General features: G+C 71.6%; 25 protein-coding genes and 1 tRNA gene. 20 read left to right on the forward strand and 6 right to left on the reverse strand.

Annotated features, from left to right (window positions below; all coding sequences use genetic code 11):
- The first annotated feature begins 16 nt into the window (after window positions 1-16).
- Window positions 17-643 (forward strand): precorrin-8X methylmutase, encoded by a 627-nt coding sequence (locus tag ACGFNN_RS33760; protein ID WP_393561744.1) that lies wholly within the window; start codon window positions 17-19, stop codon window positions 641-643.
- Window positions 640-2,166 carry a precorrin-3B C(17)-methyltransferase gene (gene cobJ, locus ACGFNN_RS33765; RefSeq protein ID WP_393561746.1) on the forward strand — a complete coding sequence of 509 codons (1,527 nt, stop codon included), beginning with the start codon at window positions 640-642 and terminating at the stop codon, window positions 2,164-2,166. Before ACGFNN_RS33760 ends, cobJ begins: the two co-directional genes overlap by 4 nt.
- Window positions 2,167-2,179: 13 nt before the next feature.
- Here the strand turns inward: cobJ and ACGFNN_RS33770 are convergent, their stop codons facing one another.
- The gene (locus tag ACGFNN_RS33770; RefSeq protein WP_393561748.1) at window positions 2,180-2,935 is read right to left on the reverse strand and encodes a cobalt-precorrin-6A reductase; all 756 of its coding nucleotides are present in this window, start codon (window positions 2,933-2,935) and stop codon (window positions 2,180-2,182) included.
- 15 nt (window positions 2,936-2,950) lie between these two features.
- Between ACGFNN_RS33770 and ACGFNN_RS33775 the strand changes: the two genes are divergently transcribed.
- Window positions 2,951-4,069, forward strand: coding sequence for a cobalt-precorrin-5B (C(1))-methyltransferase (locus ACGFNN_RS33775; RefSeq protein ID WP_393561750.1), 1,119 nt, complete (start codon window positions 2,951-2,953; stop codon window positions 4,067-4,069).
- A 39-nt stretch (window positions 4,070-4,108) separates the two neighbouring features.
- On the opposite strand, the gene cobM is transcribed toward ACGFNN_RS33775, so the two are convergent.
- Entirely contained in the window at window positions 4,109-4,858 is a 750-nt protein-coding gene (cobM, locus tag ACGFNN_RS33780; RefSeq protein WP_393561752.1) for a precorrin-4 C(11)-methyltransferase, read from the reverse strand.
- A complete protein-coding gene (gene cbiE, locus ACGFNN_RS33785) occupies window positions 4,855-6,273 on the reverse strand; it encodes a precorrin-6y C5,15-methyltransferase (decarboxylating) subunit CbiE (RefSeq protein WP_393561754.1) in 1,419 nt (472 codons plus the stop codon). Before cbiE ends, cobM begins: the two co-directional genes overlap by 4 nt.
- A 186-nt stretch (window positions 6,274-6,459) precedes the next feature.
- Here cbiE and ACGFNN_RS33790 point away from each other — a divergent pair, with 186 nt between their 5' ends.
- The 6 genes from ACGFNN_RS33790 to ACGFNN_RS33815 all read left to right on the forward strand — a co-directional run bounded on the left by ACGFNN_RS33790 (window position 6,460) and on the right by ACGFNN_RS33815 (window position 11,852).
- Complete coding sequence (locus ACGFNN_RS33790; RefSeq protein WP_362551195.1) at window positions 6,460-6,867, forward strand: YciI family protein; 408 nt, start codon at window positions 6,460-6,462, stop codon at window positions 6,865-6,867.
- A 20-nt stretch (window positions 6,868-6,887) separates the two neighbouring features.
- The gene (locus ACGFNN_RS33795) at window positions 6,888-8,174 is read left to right on the forward strand and encodes an RNA polymerase sigma factor (RefSeq protein WP_393561756.1); all 1,287 of its coding nucleotides are present in this window, start codon (window positions 6,888-6,890) and stop codon (window positions 8,172-8,174) included.
- A gap of 33 nt (window positions 8,175-8,207) precedes the next feature.
- Window positions 8,208-8,819, forward strand: coding sequence for an HhH-GPD-type base excision DNA repair protein (locus ACGFNN_RS33800; RefSeq protein WP_393561758.1), 612 nt, complete (start codon window positions 8,208-8,210; stop codon window positions 8,817-8,819).
- A 213-nt stretch (window positions 8,820-9,032) separates the two neighbouring features.
- Entirely contained in the window at window positions 9,033-10,580 is a 1,548-nt protein-coding gene (locus ACGFNN_RS33805; RefSeq protein WP_393561760.1) for a M28 family metallopeptidase, read from the forward strand.
- Window positions 10,581-10,799: 219 nt separating this feature from the next.
- Window positions 10,800-11,096, forward strand: a complete 297-nt coding sequence (locus tag ACGFNN_RS33810) for a type II toxin-antitoxin system VapB family antitoxin (protein WP_003955420.1) — start codon at window positions 10,800-10,802, stop codon at window positions 11,094-11,096.
- Window positions 11,097-11,255: 159 nt separating this feature from the next.
- Window positions 11,256-11,852: a LytR C-terminal domain-containing protein gene (locus tag ACGFNN_RS33815; RefSeq protein WP_393561782.1), complete on the forward strand. Its 597-nt coding sequence runs from the start codon at window positions 11,256-11,258 to the stop codon at window positions 11,850-11,852.
- Between the two features lie 78 nt (window positions 11,853-11,930).
- On the opposite strand, the gene upp is transcribed toward ACGFNN_RS33815, so the two are convergent.
- Entirely contained in the window at window positions 11,931-12,566 is a 636-nt protein-coding gene (gene upp / locus ACGFNN_RS33820; protein WP_030929764.1) for a uracil phosphoribosyltransferase, read from the reverse strand.
- Window positions 12,567-12,717: 151 nt separating this feature from the next.
- Between upp and ACGFNN_RS33825 the strand changes: the two genes are divergently transcribed.
- From ACGFNN_RS33825 to ACGFNN_RS33840, 4 genes are all read left to right on the forward strand, one after another.
- Window positions 12,718-12,918, forward strand: a complete 201-nt coding sequence (locus ACGFNN_RS33825) for a hypothetical protein (RefSeq protein WP_393561762.1) — start codon at window positions 12,718-12,720, stop codon at window positions 12,916-12,918.
- Window positions 12,919-13,136: 218 nt separating this feature from the next.
- Entirely contained in the window at window positions 13,137-13,712 is a 576-nt protein-coding gene (locus ACGFNN_RS33830) for a hypothetical protein (RefSeq protein ID WP_393561784.1), read from the forward strand.
- 81 nt (window positions 13,713-13,793) lie between these two features.
- Window positions 13,794-14,222: a tRNA adenosine(34) deaminase TadA gene (gene tadA, locus ACGFNN_RS33835; RefSeq protein WP_393561785.1), complete on the forward strand. Its 429-nt coding sequence runs from the start codon at window positions 13,794-13,796 to the stop codon at window positions 14,220-14,222.
- A gap of 80 nt (window positions 14,223-14,302) precedes the next feature.
- Window positions 14,303-14,390 (forward strand) — tRNA-Ser (locus ACGFNN_RS33840).
- A gap of 68 nt (window positions 14,391-14,458) precedes the next feature.
- On the opposite strand, the gene ACGFNN_RS33845 is transcribed toward ACGFNN_RS33840, so the two are convergent.
- Window positions 14,459-15,247, reverse strand: coding sequence for a hypothetical protein (locus tag ACGFNN_RS33845; protein WP_393561764.1), 789 nt, complete (start codon window positions 15,245-15,247; stop codon window positions 14,459-14,461).
- Between the two features lie 344 nt (window positions 15,248-15,591).
- On the opposite strand from ACGFNN_RS33845, the gene ACGFNN_RS33850 reads away from it, so the two are divergent.
- From ACGFNN_RS33850 to ACGFNN_RS33875, 6 genes are all read left to right on the forward strand, one after another.
- Window positions 15,592-16,239 carry a TetR/AcrR family transcriptional regulator gene (locus tag ACGFNN_RS33850; RefSeq protein WP_393561766.1) on the forward strand — a complete coding sequence of 216 codons (648 nt, stop codon included), beginning with the start codon at window positions 15,592-15,594 and terminating at the stop codon, window positions 16,237-16,239.
- Between the two features lie 108 nt (window positions 16,240-16,347).
- Entirely contained in the window at window positions 16,348-17,955 is a 1,608-nt protein-coding gene (locus tag ACGFNN_RS33855; protein ID WP_393561786.1) for an MDR family MFS transporter, read from the forward strand.
- A 392-nt stretch (window positions 17,956-18,347) separates the two neighbouring features.
- Entirely contained in the window at window positions 18,348-18,512 is a 165-nt protein-coding gene (locus ACGFNN_RS33860) for a hypothetical protein (protein WP_362551174.1), read from the forward strand.
- Window positions 18,513-18,520: 8 nt separating this feature from the next.
- Window positions 18,521-18,814: a Dabb family protein gene (locus ACGFNN_RS33865; RefSeq protein ID WP_362669027.1), complete on the forward strand. Its 294-nt coding sequence runs from the start codon at window positions 18,521-18,523 to the stop codon at window positions 18,812-18,814.
- A 185-nt stretch (window positions 18,815-18,999) separates the two neighbouring features.
- Window positions 19,000-19,857 (forward strand): RNA polymerase sigma factor SigF, encoded by an 858-nt coding sequence (locus ACGFNN_RS33870; protein WP_362551169.1) that lies wholly within the window; start codon window positions 19,000-19,002, stop codon window positions 19,855-19,857.
- 235 nt (window positions 19,858-20,092) lie between these two features.
- The gene (locus ACGFNN_RS33875) at window positions 20,093-20,959 is read left to right on the forward strand and encodes an RNA polymerase sigma factor SigF (RefSeq protein WP_362551166.1); all 867 of its coding nucleotides are present in this window, start codon (window positions 20,093-20,095) and stop codon (window positions 20,957-20,959) included.
- A gap of 266 nt (window positions 20,960-21,225) precedes the next feature.
- Here the strand turns inward: ACGFNN_RS33875 and ACGFNN_RS33880 are convergent, their stop codons facing one another.
- Window positions 21,226-21,441 (reverse strand): hypothetical protein, encoded by a 216-nt coding sequence (locus tag ACGFNN_RS33880; protein ID WP_362669024.1) that lies wholly within the window; start codon window positions 21,439-21,441, stop codon window positions 21,226-21,228.
- A gap of 327 nt (window positions 21,442-21,768) precedes the next feature.
- Between ACGFNN_RS33880 and ACGFNN_RS33885 the strand changes: the two genes are divergently transcribed.
- Window positions 21,769-22,281, forward strand: coding sequence for a MarR family winged helix-turn-helix transcriptional regulator (locus tag ACGFNN_RS33885; RefSeq protein ID WP_393561768.1), 513 nt, complete (start codon window positions 21,769-21,771; stop codon window positions 22,279-22,281).
- The last annotated feature ends 11 nt before the right edge of the window (window positions 22,282-22,292 follow it).

Genomic DNA, 22,292 nt, shown 5'->3' on the forward strand with positions numbered 1-22,292 from the left:
AGAAAGCGACAGCACTGTGCATCAGTACGAGAAGGACGGACCGGCGATCTACCGCCAGTCCTTCGCCACCATCCGCGCGGAGGCGGATCTGGCGGGACTGCCCGCGGACGTGAGCCAGGTGGCCGTCCGCATGATCCACGCCTGCGGCATGGTCGATCTCGTACGTGATCTGGCCTTCTCACCGAACGCGGTCGCCGACGCCCGCGCCGCGCTGCGCTCCGGAGCGCCGATCCTCTGCGACGTGGCGATGGTCGCCAGCGGGGTCACCCGCAAGCGGCTGCCCGCGGACAACGAGGTGATCTGCACCCTCTCCGACCCCTCCGTGCCCGGTCTGGCCGCGGAACTCGGCACCACCCGCAGCGCAGCGGCGCTCGAGCTGTGGCGGGACCGGCTGGAGGGTGCGGTCGTCGCCGTAGGCAACGCGCCCACCGCGCTCTTCCGGCTGCTGGAGATGATCGAGGAGGGCGCCCCGCGTCCCGCCGCCGTCATCGGTGTGCCGGTCGGCTTCATCGGGGCCGCGGAGTCCAAGGAAGCCCTGGCCGCCCACGCGTCCGGTCTCGAGCACCTCGTCGTACGGGGCCGTCGCGGGGGCAGCGCCATCGCCGCGGCCGCCCTCAACGCGATCGCCAGCGAGGAGGAGTGACCGTGCCCGAGCAGCAGCACACCACGGGCGGGGCCGGCCGGCTGTACGGCGTCGGCCTCGGCCCGGGCGATCCCGCGCTGATGACCGTGCGGGCCGTGGAGGTCATCGGTGAGGCGGATGTCGTCGCCTACCACTCCGCACGGCACGGACGCTCCATCGCCCGCTCGATCGCGGAGCGGTACATCCGCCCCGACCACATCGAGGAGGCGCTGGTCTACCCCGTCACGACGGAGACCACCGACCATCCCGGCGGCTACCGGGGGGCGCTGGACGAGTTCTACGCGGAGGCGGCCGCCCGGCTGGCCGCTCACCTCGACGCGGGGCGCACCGTCGCCGTGCTCGCCGAGGGCGACCCGCTCTTCTACGGCTCCTACCAGCACATGCACAAGAGGCTCGCCGACCGGTACGCCACCGAGGTCGTCCCGGGTGTCACCTCGGTCAGCGCCGCCGCCGCCCGCCTCGGCACCCCGCTGGTCGAGGCCGAGGAGGTGCTGACGATCCTGCCCGGCACGCTGCCGGAGGAGGAGCTGACGGCACGTCTGGCGGCCACCGACTCCGCCGTGGTGATGAAGCTGGGCCGGACCTTCCCCGCGGTACGCCGGGCGTTCGAGGCGTCAGGCCGGCTTCCCGAGGCGCGGTACGTCGAACGCGCCACCATGGCGGGTGAGCGGACCGGCGAACTCGCGGACACCGACCCGGAGTCCGTGCCGTACTTCGCGGTCGCCGTGCTGCCCAGCCGGATCGACGTACCCCGCCCGGAGCCGGTGCCCGGCCGGGGTGAGGTCGTCGTCGTCGGCACCGGTCCCGCCGGACCGCTCTGGCTGACGCCCGAGACACGCGGCGCCCTGGCCGCCGCCGACGACGTGGTCGGCTACACCACCTACCTGGACCGCGTGCCGGTGCGGCCGGGGCAGCGGCGCCACGGCTCCGACAACAAGGTGGAGTCGGAGCGCGCGGAGTTCGCCCTGGACCTCGCCCGCCGTGGTCACCGGGTGGCGGTGGTCTCCGGGGGCGACCCCGGGATCTTCGCGATGGCGACCGCGGTCCTGGAGGTGGCCTCCCAGGAGGCGTACACCGACATCCCGGTGCGGGTGCTTCCCGGAGTGACCGCGGCCAACGCCGCCGCCGCCCGAGCCGGTGCGCCGCTCGGGCACGACTACGCCACCATCTCTCTCTCCGACCGGCTCAAGCCGTGGGAGGTCATCGCCGAGCGGCTGCGCGCCGCGGCCTCGGCAGACCTGGTGCTCGCCCTGTACAACCCCGGTTCCCGTAGCCGGACATGGCAGGTCGGCAAGGCCCGTGACCTGCTGCTGGAACACCGCTCGCCGGACACCCCCGTGGTGCTCGGCCGCGATGTCGGCGGGCCGACGGAGAGCGTACGGACGGTACGCCTGGCCGACCTGGATCCGATGGAGGTGGACATGCGGACGGTCCTCGTCGTCGGCTCCTCGCAGACCCGTTGGGTGACCCGGCGCGACGGGCGGCAGATCGTCTGGACACCGCGCCGCTACCCGGAGGCCTGACCCGCGGGGCCTCTCACGGGAGGGCGGGCACCAGCTCCCGCAGCAGGGCGAGGGCCTCCCTCGGTGTCCCGGCCACCGGCACGCCCGGAGGAACCGGCGGCCGTCGGACCACGACCACCGGGATGCCGGCCTCACGGGCGGCGGTGAGCTTGGGCGCGGTCGCCTCGCCACCGCTGTCCTTGGTGACGAGGACGTCGATCCGGTGGCGACGGATCAGCTCCCGCTCGCCCTCCAGGCGGAACGGCCCCCGGTCCAGCAGGACCTCCATGCGGGGCGGGTACGGGGGCTCGGGTGCGTCCACCGAGCGCATCAGGAACCACGTCCGGTCCAGTGGGGCGAACGCGGCCAGCCCCATGCGTCCCGTGGTGAGGAAGACCCGCGTGCCCAGCCCCGGCAGCAGCTCCGCGGCGCCCGCGAGGGAGTCCGTCAGGTGCCACCGGTCGCCCTCGACGGAAACCCAGCCCGGCCTCCGGAGGGCGAGCAGGGGAACATGGACGGCACGGGCCGCGGCGGCCGCGTTGAAACTGATCGTTCCGGCGAAGGGATGGGTGGCGTCGATGACCGCGTCCACACGGTGGGCACGCAGCCATTCGGCCATGCCCTCGGGGCCGCCGAAGCCACCGACGCGTACCTCACCGGGCGGAAGGGCCGGGCGGGAGACACGGCCGGCCAGTGAGCTGGTGACCCTGACCCCCTCGGTGGACACCAGGGACTCCGCCAGCCGACGGGCCTCCGTCGTGCCGCCGAGGACGAGTATGTGCAAGGGCATCGGACCGGTCCATCCATGAGCAGTGAGGCGCGGGGCGGGCGCGCCGCCCAACTCAAGCACACCGGTCTGCGGCCGGGATGGACGACCGGAGCCTGCGCGACAGCGGCGACCACGGCCGCCTACACGGCGCTGCTGACCGGCGAGTTCCCCGATCCCGTGACGATCACCCTGCCCAAGGGCCAGACCCCGGCCTTCGCCCTCTCGGTGGAGGAGCTCGCCGACGGGCGGGCCACGGCGGGCGTGGTCAAGGACGCGGGCGACGACCCGGACGTCACCCACGGCGCACTGGTACGGTCCACCGTCCGCCTTCTGCCGGAGGGCTCCGGTGTGGTGTTCCGCGCCGGCCCGGGCGTGGGCACTGCGACGCTGCCGGGACTGCCGCTGGAAGTCGGGGAGCCGGCCATCAACCCCGTCCCGCGGCAGATGATGCGGGACCACATCGCCCGGGTGGCTGCGGAGCACGGTGGCACCGGCGATGCCGAGGTGACCGTCTCCGTCGACGACGGCGAGGAGATCGCACGTTTCACGTGGAACATTCGCCTGGGCATCCTCGGCGGGATCTCCATCCTGGGCACCACCGGCATCGTGGTCCCGTACTCCTGCTCGGCGTGGATCGACTCCATCCGCCGGGGCGTGGACGTGGCCCGCGCGGCCGGCCACCGGCATGTCGCCGGGTGCACGGGCTCGACCTCGGAGAAGACGGTGGTGGCCGAGTACGGGCTGCCGGAGATCGCCCTGCTGGACATGGGCGACTTCGCGGGCGCCGTACTGAAGTACGTACGGCGGCATCCGGTGGAACGGCTGACCATCTGCGGCGGCTTCGCCAAGCTGTCCAAGCTCGCCGCCGGCCATCTCGACCTGCACTCCGGCCGCTCCCAGGTGGACAAGGTGTTCCTGGCACGGCTGGCGCGGGAGGGCGGTGCGGACGAGGCTCTCGCAGCCGAGATCGAGTCCGCCAACACCGGCCTCGCCGCACTGCAGTTGTGCACCGCCGCCGGCGTCCCGCTGGGTGACCTGGTCGCGGTGACCGCCAGGGACCAGGCCCTGTCGGTGCTGCGGGGGGCGCCGGTGGCCGTGGACGTGGTCTGCATCGACCGGGCGGGAGCCGTGGTGGGGCGCAGCGAGGTGCGCTGACCGGGCGGGCGGGCGTACGCCGCGCCGCTCGCCCGGCGTTCAGCAGGTGTGGCGGTCGCGATCCGGGGAGTAGAGGTGGCTGTCGCGGAACTGCTCCGCGCCCAGCGTCCGGCCGACCATGATCACCGCGGTCCGGATCACCCCCGCCTCCTTGACCTGCCCCGCGATGGAGTCCAGCGTGCCGCGGAGGATGATCTCGTCCGGCCGCGAGGCCATGGCCACCACGGCGGCGGGGCAGTCCGCCCCGTAGTGCGGGAGCAGCTCGTCCACCACCCGGTCCACGTAGCGCGCCGCCAGATGCAGCACGATCAGCGCCCCGCTGCGGCCGAGCGTGGCGAGGTCCTCGCCCTCGGGCATCGCCGTGGCCCGCTGGGCGATCCGGGTGAGGATCACGGTCTGACCGACCGTGGGCACCGTCAGCTCCCGGTTGAGCGCGGCCGCCGCCGCGGCGAAGGCCGGAACCCCCGGCACCACCTGGTACGGCACACCGGCCTCGTCGAGCCGCTTCATCTGCTCGTTGACCGCGCTGAACACCGACGGGTCGCCCGAGTGCAGCCGGGCCACGTCGTGGCCCTCCTCGTGGGCGCGCACCAGCTCGACGGTGATCCGGTCGATGTCGAGCTGTGCCGTGTCGACGAGCCTCGCGTCCGGGGGGCATTCGGCGAGGAGTTCGCGCGGCACCAGGCTGCCCGCGTACAGGCAGACCCGGCTCGCGGCGAGGATGCGCGCGCCGCGCACCGTGATGAGGTCGGCGGCGCCCGGGCCCGCGCCGATGAAGTACACCGTCATCTGTCGTCTCCTGGAGCGTGCGAGAGGTCTGTGGCGTTCGAGGTTTCCGGGGCACCCGGGGTTTCCAGGGCGTCCGAGGCCTGCGAGAGCTCCGGTCCGTCCGGGGTTCCGGAGGCGTCCGTGGATTCGGCCGCGCCGGCCCGCCGCACATCCGGCTCCGGCTCCCGATCCGGCTTCCGTACGGACCACTGGGTGACCGGCATGGCCTGGCGCCAGCCGGTGAATCCCCCGACGGGCACCGCGTGCGCCACCGCGAGGCGCACCAGGTCGCCGCCGAGCCTGCGGTGCCAGGCGCCGAGCAGCGCCTCCGACTCCAGCGTCACCGTGTTGGCGACCAGCCGGCCGCCCGGGCGCAGCGCGTCCCAGCAGGCTTCGAGCAGTCCGGGTGCCGTCAGCCCTCCGCCGATGAACACGGCGTCGGGCACCGGGAGCCCGGCCAGGGCGTCCGGTGCGCGTCCCGTGACCACGCGCAGCCCCGGCACACCGAGCCGGTCGGCGTTGCGGACGATGCGCTCCGCGCGTACGGGGTCGCGTTCGACGGTCACCGCCCGGCAGGACGGATGGGTGCGCATCCACTCCGCGGCGATCGATCCGGAGCCGCCGCCGACGTCCCACAGGAGCTCCCCCGGAGCGGGGGCCAGCACACCGAGCGTGGCCGCCCGCACATGCCGCTTGGTCAGCTGCCCGTCGCTCTCGTACGCCTCGTCGGGGAGCCCCGGTACGGCTCCCAGGCGCAGGGTTCCGGGGGCGGTCCGGCAGTCGACGGCGATGACGTTCAGCGGGTCCCCCGGCGGGTGCGTCCAGGTGTCCGCGGTGCCGTCCAGGCACTCCTCGGCCGTCCCGCCGAGCTGTTCGAGCACCCGTACGCGGCTCGGCCCGAAACCGCGGTCCCGCAGCAGGGACGCCACGGTGGCGGGCGTCGAGGCGTCCGCCGAGAGGACCAGCACCCGGCGCCCCTCGTGCAGCGCCGCCGCGAGCCGTGCCGTGGGGCGGCCGACGAGGGTGACGACCTCGGTGTCCTCCACCGGCCAGCCGAGCCGGGCGCAGGCGTACGACACCGAGGACGGGTGCGGCAGTACCCGGAGGGAGCCCGCGCCCAGTTCCTCGGTCAGCGCCCGGCCGATGCCGTAGAACATGGGGTCCCCGCTGGCCAGCACGGCGGTCCGGCTCCCGGAGAGCCCGGCCAGCAGCCCGCGTACGGCGGGCCGCAGGGGCGAGGGCCAGGAGACCCGCCGCCCCGCGCACTCCGGCGGGAGCAGCGCCAGCTGGCGCTCACCGCCGACGATCGCCTCGGCGTCCCGGAGCGCGGCGCGCGCGGTCTCCGGCAGCCCGGCCCAGCCGTCCGCGCCGATTCCCACGACGGTCACGGCGGACGGGGGCCCGGGGACGGCGGGCGGGAGTGGTGCGGGGGACACGGCCGGTACCTCGGGTTCGGTGGGGACGACGCAGCCGAACTCTACGGGGGACCGCGCGGGACCCGCGCGGCGGAGTGATTCCGGGAAAACCCCCCGCGTGGTGTCGAGAACGGCCCGCCCGCTCCGACGTCCCCTGTGAGAGCCGCCCACAAGGGGCGGCGACCGAAAGAGACCGAGGAGTACCTCATGAAGTACCTCGTGATGGTTCTGGGCTCGCAGGCCGACTACGAGGCCATGAGCGGCAACCCGTCGGAGGGAAGCCCGGCCTGGGGCGAGAAGGACATGCGGGAGATGTTCGCCTTCATGGAGGGCGTCAACAACGATCTGGCGGAATCCGGCGAGATGGTCGAGGCCCACGGCCTGGGCGAACCCGCCCGGACCCGCGCGGTCCTGCCCGGACCGGACGGGCGTCCGGTCGTCACCGACGGCCCCTACGGAGAGACGAAGGAGCAGCTCGCCGGGTACTGGGTGCTCGACTGCGAGAGCCTGGAGAGGGTCACCGAGATCGCCGCACGCATCGGACTGTGCCCGCAGCCCGAGGGTGCGCCCGTCTACCCGGTGGTGATCCGCCCGATCATGGACGACTCCTGCTGAGCCATGGCTGAGGAGCGAGGGTGAACCCTGGACCTGCGGAGGTCGAGGACCTGCTGCGCCGACACGCGCCGCAGGTCCTCGGCGCGCTCGTACGCCGCTACGGTCACTTCGACGCGGCCGAGGACGCCGTGCAGGAGGCCCTGCTCGCGGCGTACCGGCAGTGGCCGGAGACCGGCCGGCCCGGCAACCCGCGCGGCTGGCTGATCAGGACCGCCTCCAGGCGGCTGACCGACCAGTTGCGGCAGGACTCGGCGCGGCGGCGGCGCGAGGAGAGGGCGGCGGCACTCACCCCGCGCGACGCCTTCACCTCCCCGCCCCCGGGGGAGAGCCGGGCCCCGGCCGCCGACGACACCCTCACCCTGCTGTTCCTCTGCTGCCACCCCCTGCTGTCCCCCGCCGCCCAGATCGCGCTGACCCTGCGCGCGGTCGGCGGCCTGACCACGGCCGAGATCGCGCGAGCCCATCTGGTGCCCGAGGCGACCATGGCGCAGCGGATCAGCCGGGCCAAGCACAAGGTGCGGGGTGAGCCGTTCCGTCAGCCGGGACCGGCCGACCGCGAGCAGCGGCTCGCCGTGGTGCTCCAGGTGCTCTACCTGATCTTCAACGAGGGCTACACCGCGACCTCCGGCAGCGATCTGCACCGCGCCGACCTGGCCCGGGAGGCGATCCGCCTGACCCGGGCCGTACGCGCGCTGCTGCCCCGGGACGGGCGGGTGACCGGACTGCTGGCCCTGATGGTCCTCACCGAGGCCCGAAGTGCCGCTCGGAGCGGGCCGCACGGCGAGCTGGTCCCGCTCGACGAGCAGGACCGCACCCTCTGGGACCGGGCGGCAGTCGAGGAGGGCACCGGCCTGGTCGAGGAGGCGCTGTCGCAGGGGCCTGCGGGGGCCTACCAGCTCCAGGCGGCCATCGCGGCCCTGCACGACGAGGCCGGCCGGGCCGAGGACACCGACTGGCCGCAGATCCTGGCCCTGTACGACATCCTCGTCCGACGCGCCGCCGATCCGATGGCGGAGCTGGGCAGGGCCGTGGCCCTGGCGATGGTGCGGGGTCCCCGGGCCGGGCTCTCGGCGGTCGCCGCCCTGGAGGACCGCCTCGCGGACCACCACCGGCTCGACGCCGTCCGGGCCCATCTGCTGGAGAGGGCCGGCGACCTGGACGGGGCGCGGGCGGCCTACGGCCGGGCTGCCGGCCGGACGCTCAGCACTCCGGAGGCCCGCTATCTGCGGATGCGGGCCGCCCGGCTGGGCGGGCACGCGAGCGAGGAGGCGGTGCACGAGGGGGCCGAGGACGGCCGCACCGAGTAGCCGATCGCGTGCACCCTCGCGATCATCGAATACATGACCAAGAGCGACGACGGTAAGGCCCGCACCGTGTGCATCGCCCAGGACCCCGACGCGGACGCGCTGCTGGCGAGCAGCCCGCTGGCCGCGCTCGTCGGCATGCTGCTCGACCAGCAGGTCCCGATGGAGTGGGCGTTCACCGGCCCGCTCACGCTGGCCCGGCGCATGGGATCGGACGATCTGGACGCCGGTGCCATCGCGGCGTACGACCCGGAGGCGTTCACCGGACTGTTCACCGAGAAACCCGCCCTCCACCGGTATCCCGGCTCCATGGCAAAACGGGTGCACCAGCTGTGCCAGTTCCTGGTGGCGGAGTACGACGGCCGGGCCGAGGCCGTCTGGGCGGACGCCACCACCGGGGCCGAGCTGCTGAATCGCCTCAAGGCGCTGCCCGGTTTCGGCACCCAGAAGGCGCAGATCTTCCTGGCCCTCCTGGGCAAGCAGTTCGGCGTACGGCCGAAGGGCTGGCGGGAGGCCGCCGGGGCGTACGGCGAGGAGGGCTCGCACCGGTCGGTGGCCGACATCACCGGACCCGAGTCGCTCGCCGAGGTGCGGGCCTTCAAGCAGCGGGCGAAGGCCGCGGCCAGGGCCGCGAGCCGCTCCACCTGACCGCGGACGGCCGTCGGCGCCGTCCGCCCGCCCCGCGGACGGGAGCGGGACTTCGCGGACATGGCGGCAGACGGGCGCGGCCGGGACGCCGGACCGGGCACCCGTCCGAATCCGGCCATCCGGCGGGACGGGAGCGGCCGTCCCCGTTCACAGACACCGGCCGGATCGCTAGCTTTCCCCACCCATCGGCACCCCTCCCCCGGAAGGACTCCTGTGCACGCGACCCGTCGCAGATCCCTGGCCGTCGTGGCCGCCACCGCCCTGACCGCGCCCCTTCTCCTCGGAGCCTCCCCCGACCGCGGCCACCCGCCGCACGACCCCGCCAAGGAGGCCGCGAAGCTCGCGCGGCACCTGGTCAGGGACGCGTCCGCGAAGGACGCCTACCGGCACCTGGAGCGGTTCCAGGCCATAGCCGACGCGTCGGACGGCCATCGGGCGGCCGGATCGGCCGGTCACGACGCCTCCGCCGCCTACGTCCACCGGCTGCTGCGGAAGGCCGGCTACCGGGTCGGCTACCAGTCGTTCGAGTTCGTCTACACCGAAACGCTCGCCGAGAAGCTGGCCGTGGTCTCCCCCACCCCGCGTGAGGTCTCGATCCGGGCGATGACCTACACCCCCTCCACCGCGGAGGGCGGCATCACGGCCGCCCTGACCGCCGTCCCCACCGACGACACGACGGGGTGCGAGGCCGCCGACTACGCCTCGCAGACCTACACCGGCCGGATCGCGCTGATCAAGCGGGGCGGCTGCTCCTTCGCGGAGAAGCAGGCCGCCGCCGCCACGGCCGGCGCAGCGGGCGCGGTGATCTACAACAACACCGAAGGGGCGCTCTCCGGCACCCTCGGGGATGTCGCCGCCGGCAAGATCCCCACCGGCGGGCTCACCCGGGCGGAGGGCGAGAAGCTGGTCGCGGACCTGGCCGGGGGCGAGGTGAAGGTCTCCTTCGAGATCCGCGAGCTCCAGGAGGAACGCACGACCCGCAACGTCGTCGCCGAGACGCCCGGCGGGAACCCCGCGAAGACCGTCATGCTCGGCGCACACCTCGACTCGGTCACCGACGGCCCCGGCATCAACGACAACGCCTCCGGATCCGCCGGACTCCTCGAAGTCGCCCTGGAACTCGCCGAGTCCCACCGGCCGATCGCCAACAAGGTGCGCTTCGCCTGGTGGTCGGCGGAGGAGAACGGGCTGCTGGGCTCGGAGGCGTACGTCGCGAAGCTCTCCGAGGCGCAGCGCGAGAAGATCGCGCTCTACCTCAACTTCGACATGATCGCCTCCCCGAACGGCGCGCAGTTCGTCTTCGACGGTGACGACTCCGACGGCGTCGGCGAGGGCCCCGGCCCCGAGGGATCGGCCCAACTCGAGCGGGACATCAACGCGTTCCTGGACAGCAGGGACCAGCCGCACACCGGCACAGACTTCACCGGCCGCTCCGACTACGGCCCGTTCATCGAGGTCGGCATCCCCTCCGGCGGTACGGACACGGGCGCCGAGGGGATCAAGACGGCCGAGCAGGCAAAGACGTACGGCGGAGAGGCGGGGGTCGCGTACGACCCCTGCTACCACGCGGCCTGCGACGACCTGGACAACCTCGGCATGAAGCTCTTCGACACCAACATCGACGTGATCGCCCACGCCGTGGGCACCTACGCCCAGGATCTGGGCTCCCTGACCCGTCCCGTCCCCGCCGAGTCGTCCACGGACGAGCAGCGCGGCGGCGGAGGGCTGCGCGAGGGACACGCACACGGCCTCACCGCCTGACGCGCCGGCACTCCGCGGGCCGCACCCGGGCCTCGCGGAGTGCCGCTCACCGGTGCGTCACTCCGGTGTCACCGTGCGTCCACCGGTGCACCCCTCACACACATGCGTCCCGGCACCGCCGAGCGCGCGGAAGTTCATCCCGTTTGATGGCCTTTCGTCCGCCATCCCGGTCCCCTTCCCCGGCTGCGCCGGGAGGCCCTTGCCCGGTAGGCTTTCCGTGTGATCTTCAAGCGCATCGGAAATGGGCGGCCTTATCCCGACCACGGCCGGGAAAGCACCCGACAGTGGGCGGATGTCGCGCCGCGTCCGGTCCGCCTGGACCAGCTGGTGACCACGAAGGGCCAGCTGGACCTCGAGACCCTGCTCGCCGAGGACTCCACCTTCTACGGCGACCTCTTCGCCCACGTCGTGAAGTGGCAGGGCGACCTCTACCTCGAGGACGGACTGCACCGCGCCGTGCGCGCCGCCCTGCAGCAGCGCCAGGTGCTGCACGCACGCGTGCTCGAACTGGGCTGAACGCCCGAACCGGGCCGAATCCGCCACTCCCACCCGTGGAGCATTTCGGGCCTTTCGGGTGCTTTTATGCACGGACGGGCGTCATAGGTTGATCGTTTAGTAGGCATCATCACCAGGTCGCACTACGCTTCGCCCATGAGCATGCTGACCCCTCCCGGCATGGGCGGAAAGTACCGCATCACGGGCAACACCTACCCCCGCATGCGTCGCCCCCGCCACCGCCGCAAGCTGATCCTCTCGGCGTCCGCCGCCGTGGTCGCCCTCGGCGTGGCCGGTTGGGGCACGCTCCAGCTCATCGACGTCTTCACCGGCGGCGACAAGCAGGCCAACGCGGCGGCGCACCCGAAGAACTGCCCCTCCCCGAAGGCCTCGGCGCCCGCGAAGGTGCTCCCGAAGCCCGCCGCCATCAAGGTCAACATCTACAACGCGACGCCCCGCAGCGGGCTGGCCAAGGCCGCCGCCGCCGAGCTCAAGAAGCGCGGCTTCACCATCGGCAAGGTGGACAACGCCCCGGCCGCCTACGACAAGAAGGTGCCCGGCACGGGCATGCTGCTCGGCGGCACGACCGCGATGAACGGGTCCTTCCCCGTGCTCGCGACCCAGCTCCCGGGTGCCGCGACGAAGACCGACACCCGGAGCACGGCCGACGTGGACCTGATCATCGGTACGAAGTTCAAGGCGTTCTCCACGCCCACGGCCGCCGCCTCGGCGCTCACCGCGCTGACGAAGCCCGCCCCCGCACCCTCCGGCTGCTGAGCCCGCCGGGCAAACGCTCCGGGCACCGGCCACGGCAGCCCGTCCGCCCGACGACCCCGGGCGGACGGCAGGCGCGGATCAGTCGACGGTGCCGTACATCCGGTCGCCGGCGTCGCCGAGGCCGGGCACGATGTAGCCGTTCTCGTTGAGCCGCTCGTCGACCGAGGCCGTGACCACGGTCACGGGCGTACCGGCCAGCTCACGCTCCATCACCTCGACGCCCTCGGGCGCCGCCAGCAGCACGACCGCGGTGACGTCGTCCGCACCGCGCTTGATCAGCTCCTGGATCGCGGCGACGAGTGTGCCGCCGGTCGCCAGCATCGGGTCCAGGACGTAGACCTGACGGCCCGAGAGGTCCTCGGGCATCCGGGTCGCGTACGTCTCCGCCTGGAGCGTCTCCTCGTTGCGGATCATGCCCAGGAACCCGACCTCGGCCGTCGGCAGCAGCCGCACCATGCCGTCCAGCATGCCGAGGCCGGCGCGCAGGATCGGGACCACGAGCGGACGCGGGTGCGAGAGCTTCACACCGGTCGTGGGGGTCACCGGGGTCTCGATGTCGACCTGCTCGGTACGCACGTCGCGGGTGGCCTCGTACGCGAGGAGGGTGACCAGTTCGTCGGCGAGCCGCCGGAAGGTCGGGGAGTCGGTGCGCTTGTCGCGCAGCGTGGTCAGCTTGTGCGCCACCAACGGGTGGTCGACGACGTGAATCCGCATGCCGTCAACAGTAGCCGGGCCCCGGAGCGGCTTCCCGCCGGTGCGCACTGGCATCAAGCACCTGTTCGGGGGGAAGGTGGGGACATACGGACCCGGGCTTGGGGTGGTGTGTCGATTGCGCGACGGGGAGCAGCGGGATCAGCGGCCGGCCGTGCGCGACGCGCGCGACCTGTCCGACGTACAGGAGAGCGCGCCGGACGCGCAGGAGAGTGACGCGGCCCGGCGGAGGCGCAGGGCGCAGTTCCTCCGCGAGCTCCACGAGGCGAAGCAGTTGCGTGACCGGGTCCAGCCCCGCCGGGCCCGCGCCGCCCGTATGCGCCAACAGATGCGGATGCGTACGTTCCGCTGGTGAGACCGCCCGGAACCACCCCCGGGGCCGTGCCCGCGAAGCGGTGGCGAACGCCGTCAGCCGGAACAAGTTCCTGGAACTGATGGCCGACGCAACGGTCGAAGAGGTCTCGCATCGCGCTTGTTTCTGCCACGATGCCGATTGGGCGGGGCCCAGAGCGGCCGGATCACCGGCCGCCCTCCCGTCGGACCGATTCACCTATGACCAGTGGGAGAGTCACGGTGTACTTCGCCGCACTGCTCGCGCGCACCGAAGACGGGTGGGAAGCGAGCGACACGGAGCTCGACGATGTGGAGACCCTGTCCGACCTGACGGATCTGGCCCGTGAGGCCTCGGTGGACGAGGACACGGTCATCGTCTACATCGAGCAGGAGGACGCCTGGTTCGGCGTCGTCCGGGTGGACGGTGAGGAGGACCCCCGTATCTACATCTCGGACGCGTCCGCCGCCGCCCGCTCCTCGTACGGGGAGATCCTGCTCACCGATGAACTGCTCGGCCGCGAACCGGGGGCCGAGGACGAGATCGCCGCACTCGAGGAGCTCGTCGACCTCGACGGTACGGAGGACGGCGAACCCGACGCAGCCCAGGACAGCGCCGACGGACCGGCCGACGGACCTGTCACCGAATCCGACCTGGATGACGACCCCGACGCCGTACCGGCGGGGCCGCTCGGCGACCTCGGGGTGCTGGCCGACCTCGGGCTGTCCGAGAAGGATCTGCTGACCCTGCGAACCGACGCTCTGATGGAGATCGCGGACGCGCTGGGAGCGAGCGAGGTCCTGGAAGCCGTCCGTTAGGGTCCGCGGGTGACCGCTCCACCACCCACCCCCTCATCACAGCCTCCCGCCGATCCCGTACGGGACCCGTGGCAGGCACCCATGCGCCAGGCCTTGGAAGAGGCCGCGCAGGCGGCGTCGTCCGGCGATGTGCCGGTCGGCGCCGTTCTCCTGGGGCCGGACGGCGCCCTGCTGGCCACCGGCCACAACGAGCGCGAGGCCTCCGGTGACCCCACCGCGCACGCCGAGGTCCTCGCCCTGCGGCGGGCCTCCGCCGTGCTCGGCTCCTGGCGTCTGACCGGCTGCACCCTCGTGGTCACGCTGGAGCCCTGCACCATGTGCGCGGGCGCACTCGTGCAGTCCCGTGTCGGCCGGGTGGTCTACGGCGCCCGGGACGAGAAGGCCGGCGCCGTCGGCTCGCTCTGGGACGTCGTACGCGACCGCAGGCTCAACCACCGCCCCGAGGTGATCCACGGCGTCCTCCAGGACGCCTGCGCGCAGCAGCTGACGGCGTTCTTCCGGGGGCGCTGAGGCCGTCCCGGTGCCCGCCCGGCGGGCTTCCGGGTAAACGGATTTCGGACCAGGGCCCGGCATGGTCTAAGCTCTCTCTCGGTAGCGTGTCCGAGCGGCCGAAGGAGCTCGCCTCGAAAGCGAGTGTGGCGTAACCCGTCACCGTGGGTTCAAATCCCACCGCTACCGCTGGTCAGTGAAGGGACCGGCCCCGTCAGGGGTCGGTCCCTTCACTGCGTTCCGTCTCGGTTTCCGTCTCAGCCGGCCCTGAGGGTCCTGACGCCCTCGGGCTCGAAGTCGTAGACGCTCTGGTTGACGCGAAGCCCGTCGACGGCTCCGATCCACATGTGGTCGCGGCCCTTGCCAACAGCCGCGGTGAGGACCGTCGCCCCGGCACCGCCGTCGTCCAGGGCGTCCTTGATCTCGTCGAAGGTGCACTCGGCGGCCTGACCGCACGCGGGGACCTCGTTGCCGCTGAGGAACCAGTGGCCGGTGCTCGTGGCATCGATGAAGCCGCTCCAGCGGTTGGTCACCGGGGAGGCGTCCGGCACCCACACCATGGTGGAGTAGTTGTCATTCGGAAGGGCGCTCAGGTTCGGATCGATCTCGAACCTGATGTTCGGCATGTTCTCGGCGCCCCCGTAGGCGACGTTCTCCCCGGTCTGGAAGACATGGAACCCGAGCCGCCGGAGACCCCTGACCGGGTCGCCGTAGAAGTCGACCTCGTTGCCGAAGTCGACCTTCTCGGACGCGGGGGTCAGCGAGGTCGAGGCGTCAGCCACCTCGATGCCGAGGCTGCCCCGCCCGTAGGGCGGCCGGGCCGCCGGGCCGGTCACGCCGAAGGATCCGTACGGGCCGTTCCTCAGGTCCGCGACGGGGGACCCGATCGTGTTGCGGGCGATCACGCCCCAGTGGTCCGAGCGGCGCGCGTGGTCGCCGCCGTCCCCGGCGGCGGACGCCGGTCCGGAGAGCGTCGAAGCGACGACCGCGGCCAGTGCGGCAGCGACGAGGGCCGTCCCCCGGGTTATGCCGAAGCGAGTGCTCACACCCAGTCCTTCCAAGTAGTCGGACGCGCCCGGACATTCCGGCACCCGACCGTGCGGGCACACCACCGCATATGACTACGGGTGATGACGCATTCACCATATGTAGGCATAACCGGCCATATCGCAACGGAAGGCCCCTCGGTCGCCCCGCGCCCACGGCAGGCGCCGCCCTCACCACGCGGACCGCGGGGCGCGGTGCGGCCGGACCGCTCGACCGGCGCGCGCACCTCCGCGAGCCATGGGGGTGACGAGCGGCCCGGGGTTACGGAGCGGGAGGGCTGCGCGCCCCGGACGGACAGCGAGCCGCGAAATGTAATTTTGCAGGATGTGCATTTTTGCTTACCATGCACGATGTGACGAAGACGACGCCCTCCACGCCCGGCCTGCGGGAGCGCAAGAAGCGGGCCACCCGCCGGGCCATCGCCGAGGCGGCCGTGCGGCTGGCGGCCGAGCACGGCGTCGAGAACGTCACCGTCGAGGCCATCAGCGAGGCCGCCGGGGTCTCGCCCAGGACCTTCTTCAACTACTTCCCCAGCCATGACGACGCCTTCGTCCTGGTCGACGAGGAGGTGGGCGAGCGGGTCAGGCAGTCCGTACGCACCGCCGCCGCCGGCCAGGCGCCGCTGGAGGTCGTACGGGACGCACTCGCCACCGAGCTCGACGGATTCGAGAGCCGGCAGGAGCTGTGGACCCTTCAGGCCAAGGTGTTCCAGCGCTCGCCCCACCTCATCCACCGCAGCCTCAAGGCGCAGATCTCGGACGAGCGCGCCCTCGCCGTCGCGATCACCGACTGGCTGGAGGCCACCCGCCCGGACGACGGCGGAGCGGGCGCCCCAGGTCTCTTCCCGCGCCTCCTCGCCGCCGTCGCCCAGACCGCCACGCGGGTCGCGCTGGAGAGCTGGTGCGAGCGCCCCGAGGAGACCGCACTGGCCGAGGCCTTCGAGGAGGTCTTCGCCCGGCTGGCGCAGGGCCTGCCCCGACCCGTCGAGTAGCCCGGCCCGCGGCCGGGCTACTCGCCCACCCCACAGACCCGTTCTGCTCCAGTACCGAAGAAGGACACCGTGACCACAGACGTGGCGCCCGAGCAGGCGCCCACCTCCATGACCAATCGTCAGATACTCCAGGCGATGTCCGGCCTGATGGCAGGCATGTTCGTCGCCATCCTCGCGGGCACGGTCGTCGCCAACGCACTGCCCCGGATCATCGCCGACCTCGGGGCGAGCCAGTCCTCGTACACCTGGGTCGTCACCTCCGAACTGCTCGCCATGACGGCCACCGTGCCGCTGTGGGGCAAGCTCGCCGACCTGTTCAACCAGAAGCTGCTGCTCCAGCTGTCGCTCGGCCTGTTCGTGGTCGGCTCGCTGGTCGCCGGCTTCTCGCAGGACGTCGTCACCCTCATCATCAGCCGGGTCATCCAGGGCGTCGGCGCCGGTGGCCTCACGGCACTGGCCCAGATCGTCATGGCCGCCATCATCCCGCCGAGGCGGCTCGGGAAGTACGCGGGCATCTTCGGTGCCGTCTTCGCCGTCGGCACGGTCGCGGGCCCGCTGATCGGTGGCGTCCTGGTGGACACCTCGTGGCTCGGCTGGCGCTGGTGCTTCTTCATCGGCGTCCCGTTCGCCCTGGCCGGGATCGTACTGCTGCAGCGCACCCTGAAGCTGCCGACGGTACGGCGTGAGGTCAGGATCGACTGGACCGGCGCCTTCCTGATCGTCGCCGGCGTCTGCGCCCTGCTGATCTGGACGTCGCTCGCGGGCAACAGCTTCGACTGGGCGTCCTGGCAGACGGCCGCGCTGGTGACCACCGGCCTGGTGCTCCTGGTGGCGGCGGTCTTCGTCGAGTCCAGGGCCGCCGAGCCGATCATCCCGCTGGACATCTTCCGCAACCGCACGGTGTCGCTCACGACGCTGGCCAGCTTCTTCGTCGGTATCGCGATGTTCGCCGGGACGGTCTTCCTGTCCCAGTACTTCCAGATCTCGCTGGGCAAGTCGCCGACGGTCGCGGGTCTGATGAGCCTCCCGATGATCGGTGGGCTGCTCGTCTCCTCGACGATCGCCGGGCAGATCATCTCCGCGACCGGCAAGTGGAAGGTCTACCTCATCGCCGGCGGCGTCATCATGACGGCCGGCCTCGGCCTGCTCTCGACGATCGACGCCGACACGCACTTCGGTCTGCTCAGCGTCTACATGGCCTTCATGGGCATCGGCGTCGGCATGCTGATGCAGAACCTCGTGCTCGCCGCGCAGAACGACGTCCCGGCCCACGAACTGGGTGCCGCGACCTCCGTGCTGTCCTTCTTCCGCAGCCTGGGCGGCACCATCGGCACCAGCGTGCTCGGTGCGATCCTCGCCAACCGGGTGGCCGACGAGATGGCCAAGGGCCTCGCGGCGAACGGCATCCCGGTCACCGGGGGCGGTCACAGCAGCGCCGTGCCGGACATGACGAAGCTTCCCGAGCCGATGAAGGACATCGTCGAGCACGCGTACGGCATCGCGACCGGGGACCTCTTCCTCGTCGCCACCCCGTTCGCCTTCCTCGGCCTGATCGCCGTGCTCTTCGTCAAGGAGAAGCCCCTCAAGACCACGAGCGGCATGGAGCGCCTGGCCGCCGAGGAGGCCACCGCGGCCACCGTCCCGGCACCCCGGAACGGCGAGGACGCCGGTGTCCAGGACGCCACCCCCGGCGCGGTCGGCCTGCGGAAGGACTGACCGCGGCCGAGGAACCGGTGGAACGACGAAGGGCCCGGCGCGGATGCGCCGGGCCCTTCGGGCGTCAGGTCGGGGGAGACGGCATCGGGGGGACAAGCCGTCTCCCCCGGTGAGAACGGGGACCAGGTCCTCGCCGCGGTCAGGGGGTCACGCGGTGGGGACTTCATGGAGGTCCCGTTCCTGGGTCCGCGCAATCCTGCCTCAGCGGCGGACCCGTCTTCCATGCTCCTCCCCGCCGTAAGCCCCGCCTGCCGACAAAGGGCCCGAATCGGAAGGTCCTTAGGCCCTAAAAGCCCTGTGAGTGATCGGGAAACGGCCAGCGGATACGACCATGTGTGCGGCTAGAATCACGCGACTGCACAGGTGATCGAAGGGGAGAGGCGGGGCGGGCCGTGGCACAGGCGAGGAAGATCGCGCTCTACATGGTTGTGGTCTTCGTGCTGTACACGATCATCACCTCGCCCGAGCGGGCGGCCGACCTGGTCCAAGTAGGGTTCGAGGGAATCTCGAGCGCCGCTCAGGGCGTCGGAGAATTCATGTCCGAGCTCGTGAAGTAGGAGACCCCATGATCCGCCACCTGGTCCTGTTCAAGCTGAACGACGGCGTCGAGCGGGACGATCCGCGGGTCGTCGCGGGCGCCGAGGCCTTCCGCGCGCTCGAGGGGAAGATCCCGGAGCTGGAGTTCTGGGAGTGCGCCTGGAACATCACCGACCGGCCGATCGCCTACGACTTCGCCATCAACTCCGCGGTCGCCGACGAGGACGCTCTCAAGCGCTACATCGAGCACCCGGACCACCAGGCCGCGGCCGGCCTGTGGCGCGAGTTCGCCACTTGGGTGATCGCCGACTACCCCTTCTGAGCCCTTCGGCCCCCCGGTCCCGCAAGCCCCTCCCCACAAGAGAGGGGCTTTTCGGCATGTTTAAACCAGAAAGCCCTCAACACGAATGAATGAGGTGCTTGCACACAGTGGACATGTCTTGTGATGCTATGACCGCTTTTGACGGATGAGTTGACCGTAGTTGACCGCAAAGGGGTGGCGACACCGTGCCGGCCAGTACAGCGCCTCAAGTCCCGCCCCAGAACGTCCAGACGGACGACATCCAGACCGAGACCCCCGACCCCACCACGCCGGCCAGGACCCGCGGCGCGGACACCAGGGCCCTGACCCAGGTGCTGTTCGGGCGCCTCAAGGACCTCGAACCCGGCACCGCCGAGCACCACCGGGTGCGCACCGCCCTGATCGAGGCGAACCTGCCGCTGGTGCGGTATGCGGCGGCACGTTTCCGCAGCCGCAACGAGCCGATGGAGGACGTCGTCCAGGTCGGCACGATCGGCCTGATCAACGCCATCGACCGCTTCGACCCGGAACGCGGGGTCCAGTTCCCGACGTTCGCCATGCCCACCGTGGTCGGCGAGATCAAGCGCTACTTCCGGGACAACGTACGGACCGTGCACGTCCCCCGGCGGCTGCACGAGCTCTGGGTCCAGGTCACCGGCGCCACCGAGGACCTGACGACCGCCCACGGCCGCTCGCCGACCACCGCCGAGATCGCCGAACGGCTGAAGATCTCCGAGGAGGAGGTCCTCGCCTGCATCGAGGCGGGGCGCTCGTACCACGCCACCTCGCTGGAGGCCGCCCAGGAAGGGGACGGCCTGCCCGGACTCCTGGACCGGCTGGGCTACGAGGACCCGGCGCTGGCCGGGGTCGAACACCGCGATCTGGTACGGCATCTGCTCGTACAGCTGCCCGAGCGCGAGCAGCGGATCCTGCTGCTGCGCTACTACAACAACCTGACGCAGTCCCAGATCAGCGCCGAACTGGGCGTCTCCCAGATGCATGTGTCAAGGCTTCTCGCCAGAAGTTTCGCTCGGTTGAGGTCCGCAAACAGGATCGAAGCGTAACCAGAACGGGTAGACCCCTGGAGGACCGGATCCGGGGGGCGTAAAAGCCTCACACCCCCTGTTTCCTGCACGGTTTCGGCGCTGACATGTCGACAAGTCACTACAGCGTGTTGCCGACATGTGACATTCTGCTGGAACCGCGTTTGCCGCAGCCCTACCTCCGGTATTCAGGTGGAGGCTGCGTTCCTCCGATGGTCGTGGCCACCGCGACCGTCCGCGACCTCAAGGGGGTGGCATGTCCGCAGAACAGGGCAGCTCGAAGGTGCTCACGCTCACGAAGAGCGTGCCGGCACCTGCCGTGCTCACCAGCTCGCCGGAAGCCATCGACACCCGCACCCTGTCCCGCTCCCTGTTCCTGCGGCTCGCCGCACTGGGGCCCGCCTCGGGCCCCGACGGAACGGACAGCCCGGAGCGGGCCTATGTGCGGGACACACTCATCGAGCTCAACCTCCCGCTCGTGCGGTACGCGGCGGCGCGGTTCCGGAGCCGTAACGAACCCATGGAAGACATCGTCCAGGTCGGCACCATCGGCCTGATCAAGGCGATCGACCGCTTCGACTGCGAACGGGGCGTGGAGTTCCCGACGTTCGCGATGCCGACCGTCGTCGGGGAGATCAAGCGCTTCTTCCGCGACACCTCCTGGTCGGTCCGGGTGCCGCGGCGCCTCCAGGAGCTCCGGCTCGCCCTCACCAAGACCAGTGACGAGCTCGCCCAGAAGCTCGACCGGTCGCCGACGGTGCCGGAGCTGGCCAAGGCCCTCGGGGTGTCCGAGGAGGACGTGGTCGACGGCCTGGCCGTGGGCAACGCCTACACGGCCTCCTCGCTGGACTCACCGGCACCCGAGGACGACGGCGGCGAAGGGTCGCTGGCGGACCGCCTGGGTTACGAGGACGCGGCGCTGGAGGGTGTCGAGTACCGCGAGTCGCTGAAGCCCCTGCTGGCCAAGCTCGCCCCGAGGGAGCGGCAGATCATCATGCTGCGCTTCTTCGCCAACATGACCCAGTCGCAGATCGGCGAGGAGGTCGGCATCTCTCAGATGCACGTCTCCCGGCTGCTGACCAGGACACTCACCCAGCTCAGGGAGGGGCTCATCGCCGACTGATCCTCCGGGGTCGGTACGGCACACACGGCTCACCGGCCGCCGGGCGCGCACTCGCCGCCCCGGCGGCTTCGCCGTGTCCGCGAGGGGGGCGCTCACACACGCAGTCCGCGCGGAGGGGCGCTCGTGCACGCACGGGAAACGCGAACGCTACCGCGCCGACGGAGCGGTGCGGGAGCGGCGCCGGAGGGCCCTCGCGCTCAGGCGTGGGCCCCTGGTGGCCCGCAGGCCCTCCGGGAGGGCGTACGGGCCGAGTGGGTGGAGTCCGGTCAGCCGAGCGCGAGCCAGGCGACCGCGCCGAGGACGACGACGACCGCGATGACCGCCACGATCACCCCGGTCCTCGAACCTGAGGAGGCCGCGGCCGGCTGGGGGCCGCGCTGCGGCTCACCCTCGTCGACGAAGGCGCGGAACATCTGCGTGCTGCCCGCCGGGTCGTGAGAGCCCTCGGGGCCCGGCTGCGGGGCGTGGGGGTTGTGTGCCATGGCCCAGGACCCTAGCGAACCCAGGCCTTCCGCCCAACCCCCGGGTCCGCGGGGGCCGATGCCCCCGCGTCTCGCACACATCCCTTTCACGGGACCGCCCGAGCGCACCGCACCACCTCCATCCACCCTCGTCAGGGCCTGGGCCTGTGGCGAGGAACACATCCGGCCGGGGACATCCCCCGTGCGCTGCACGCTTGACCGGCCGCCTACGCAGGCTTGGGGTTTCCTTTACTTCTGCAAGGGCTCTTTCATTTGCCTGCGGCAACCAAGTGCTTTTATCGTTGCCCTAAGCAACAAGATGACCTCGCGAGACGTCTGGAGGGGCCAGTGGCAGCACGGAGCCAGTACGAAGAACTGGCCCGGCAGCTCAGCGCCGTCGGAGCGGTCAAACGGGGCCTCACCCGCATCCTGCCCTCCGAGTGCCCCGGTGGTTCCGCCACCGTGCTGGCGCTGCTTGGCAGGTACGGCGAGATGCGGATCAGCCGTCTCGCCGAACTCCTCTCCGTGAACATGTCGGTGACCAGCCGGCACGTGACCCACGCGGTGGAGAACGGCTGGATCGAACGGTCCGCGGACCCGGAGGACAAGCGGTCCCGCATCCTGCGGCTGACCCCCGCCGGCATCGAACTGCTCGACGAACTGAACCGGCGGACCACCGACATGTTCGCCCACAACCTCATCGACTGGTCCGACGAAGAGGTCGGCCAGCTCAACACGTTGCTGTCCCGGCTACGCGACAGCTTCACCTGTCACGGCCCCGGGGGGTGCGCCCCCGGACGGCACGAAGAAGACGGCCACGCCGGGCACTCCGAAGACGCGCACACCCGTACACCCGCGTAACAGAAGCAAAG

The organism is Streptomyces sp. NPDC048590 (assembly GCF_043199535.1).
Classification (GTDB): domain Bacteria; phylum Actinomycetota; class Actinomycetes; order Streptomycetales; family Streptomycetaceae; genus Streptomyces.